This is a genomic window from Mesorhizobium sp. M7A.F.Ca.ET.027.03.2.1, assembly GCF_003999175.1.
In the GTDB taxonomy this organism is placed as follows: Bacteria; Pseudomonadota; Alphaproteobacteria; order Rhizobiales; family Rhizobiaceae; genus Mesorhizobium.
The window spans coordinates 1-3,028 of record NZ_RZOM01000769.1; the positions used below are offsets into that span (position 1 = coordinate 1).

General features: G+C 65.4%; 3 protein-coding genes. All 3 read left to right on the forward strand.

Annotated features, from left to right (window positions below; all coding sequences use genetic code 11):
- On the forward strand, positions 1–854 hold an 854-nt coding region (locus tag EN750_RS26495), incomplete at its 5' end, for a Gfo/Idh/MocA family oxidoreductase (RefSeq protein WP_145967926.1).
- The gene (locus tag EN750_RS26500; RefSeq protein ID WP_127398371.1) at positions 851–1,759 is read left to right on the forward strand and encodes a sugar phosphate isomerase/epimerase; all 909 of its coding nucleotides are present in this window, start codon (positions 851–853) and stop codon (positions 1,757–1,759) included. The genes EN750_RS26495 and EN750_RS26500, both read left to right, overlap by 4 nt.
- Positions 1,760–1,861: 102 nt before the next feature.
- Positions 1,862–2,875 (forward strand): substrate-binding domain-containing protein, encoded by a 1,014-nt coding sequence (locus tag EN750_RS26505; protein WP_127398373.1) that lies wholly within the window; start codon positions 1,862–1,864, stop codon positions 2,873–2,875.
- Positions 2,876–3,028: the final 153 nt, after the last annotated feature.

Sequence of the window (3,028 nt, forward strand, 5' to 3'; positions counted from 1 at the left end):
TCCTCGACCAGACCAAACCGCAAGCGGTATTCGATGTCGTGGTCCCCGCCGCACGGCGCGAAGTTGCGCTATCCGCCTTTGCGCACAATTGCCATCTGCTGACGGAAAAGCCGCTCGCCGACAGTCGGGAAAATGCGCGCGCCATCGTCGAGGCCGCGCGCCGCGCCGGGCGCATCCATGCCGTCGTGCAGAACCGCCGCTATGTCGCCAATGTCAGGCGCATCCGCAGATTCCTGGACTCCGGCGCCATTGGCACGCCGACCAGCATCCACGCCGACTTTTTCGTCGCGCCGCATTTCGGCGGTTTTCGCGAGGAGATGGCGCATGTGCTGCTGCTCGACATGGCGATCCACACATTCGACGCCGCCCGCTACATGGTCGCCGGCGAGCCGGCCGGCGTCTACTGCCAGGAATGGGAGCCGGCCAATTCCTGGTACCGGCAGGGATCATCGGCCAGTGCCGTCTTCGATCTCGGCGGCGGCAAGGTCTTCACCTATGCGGGCAGCTGGTGCGCGGCCGGCTTCCGCACCAGTTGGGAGGGCAGCTGGCGCATCGTTGCCGAGCGCGGCAGCCTCATCTGGGACGGTCATGACGAGTTGAGGGCAGAAGCAGTGATGCCGGGCCGCGATGGGATGTTCGACAAAACCCAGCCGATCGAGGTGCCGCCGCTCGATGCGTCCGATCGCGTCGGCGGGCATCTCGGCATTCTCCAGGATTTTATCCGCGCCATCGAGACCGGCACCGAGCCGGAAACGCGCGGCGCCGACAACATCAAGAGCCTGGCCATGGTTTTTGGCGCCATCGAAAGCGCCGAGACCGGCCGCCGCATGACGATCGCAGAGGATACACAATGACGCCGAACCCGCTTCTCGACATCCGGATCGGCACCATGGTGCGGGCCAATCTCGACGACCCGGCGGCTTACGTCAAACAGATCCTGCCGCACGGCTTCGAGAGCATTCAACCCTTCTTCTGGCAGACGCTTGGCGGCAAGGACCTGCCGCTTCTCGCCGGCCAGATCCGCGAGGCGATCGGCGATGCCGACGTCACCGTGTCCTCGCTCGGCGTGTTCGGCAATCCGCTGGAAAGCGGCGATGTCGACCGTGGCGTGCTCCAGGCTTGGGAAACGGTGATCGACAACGCCCATCTGTTCGGCGCCTCGATGGTCAGCGGCTTCACCGGCCGCCTGCGCGGCAAGAAGCTGACCGACAGCCTGCCGCGCTTCAAGGAGGTCTGGGGACCGCTGGCCAAGCGCGCCGCCGACAAGGGCGTGCGCATCGCCTTCGAGAACTGCGCCATGGACGGCAACTGGGCCGCCGGCGACTGGAACATTGCCCACAATCCGGACGCCTGGGAGCTGATGTTCAACGAAGTGCCCGACGACAATCTCGGACTGGAATGGGAGCCCTGCCACCAGCTCGTCTATCTGATCGACCCGATACCGCAGATCCGCAAATGGGCGCCGCGCATCTTCCACGTCCACGGCAAGGACGCGACGGTGCGCTGGGACGTCATCCGCGAGCATGGCGTGTTCGGCCGACTGCCCTTCGTGCAGATGCGCACGCCCGGTTTCGGCGACAGCGACTGGACGCGGGTGATCAGCGAATTGCGGCTGGCCGGCTACAAGGGGGCCATCGATATCGAAGGCTGGCACGACCCGGTCTATCGCGGCGACCTCGAGATCACCGGCCAGGTGCGGGCGCTTGAGTATCTCAAGCAATGCCGGGGAGGGGCCAGCTACCTGCCGAACCCGATGTGAGGATCGGCCGGCGGGAGGAGCCGGCCGGGATGTCTGCAACGCACATTGCCGAAGCGAATGTCGAACCCCTCGCTTGCGAGGACAAAAAGGGAGGATAAGTGCATGAGCATGACGATGAGAAGGACAGTTCTGCGCTCGACCGTCGTGGCCGCCGCCACGATGCTTGCCGCTGCGATCTCCACCTTGCCCGCGCGGGCGCTCGACGCCAAATGGTGCAAGGACGTCCACATCCGCTTCTTCGTCGGCGGCGCCGAGGGCGACGCTTTCGGCACCATCGTCTACAATGGCGCCAAGCAGGCAGAGGCCGATCTCGGGCCGAAGGTCGACTACATCTTCTCCCAGTGGGACATCGAAAAGATGGCGCAGCAACTGCGTGAGGCCGTCGCGGTCAAGCCCAACGGCATCGCCATGATGGGCCATCCGGGCGACGCGTCCATCATGCCGCTCGCCAAACAGGCGCACAAGGACGGCATCAAGATGATGTACCAGAACGTGCCGGTGCCGAAGGTGGTGGAAGCGTTCGGCGGCGGCTATGTCGGCGCCCAGCAGGAACAGCAGGGCCGCGCGCTCGGCGCCGAGGCGTTCAAGCTTGGCAAGCTGAAGGCCGGCGACAAGGCGATCATGATCGGTCCGTTCGAAAACGAAAGCCGCGGCGCGCGCGAGCGCGGGACGGTGGCGGCGCTCAAGGAGGCCGGCGTCGAGGTCATCCAGTTGTCCTCGCCGCCGAGCGGCGAATGGGCGTCCGAACCCAATCTGGCCATTCCGGTGATTACCGCGGCGCTGCTCAACAATCCCGACGTCAAGGCGGTCGGCTATCCCGGCGGGCAGATGCTCGGCAATGTCTCGACCTACATGCAGGCGGCGGGACGCAAGGCGGGCGAGATCTTCAACTTCGGCTTCGACACCAGCCCGCAGATCGTCGAGGGCTTCAAGGGCGGCTGGGTGCAATTGACCGCCGACCAGCAGCCGTTCCTGCAGGGCTATCTGCCGATCCTCAGCCTCTGCCAGCAGGTGGTGCTGGGGCTGGCGCCGATGAATGTCGACACCGGCGCCGGTTTCGTTACGCCCGAAAATTACGAGATCGTCGCTGAGCTCGCCAAGCAGGCGCTGCGCTGACCTCCCAAGCCGCCGGCCGGGATCTCAGGCCCCGGCCGGCGGGACCGCTGGCGAAGGCCGGCACGAAACAATCAAAGCGAGGATCCGATGGCAGAACGCCTCATCGAACTGCGCGACATCAGCAAATCCTATGGCCAGGTCTATGCACTGGGC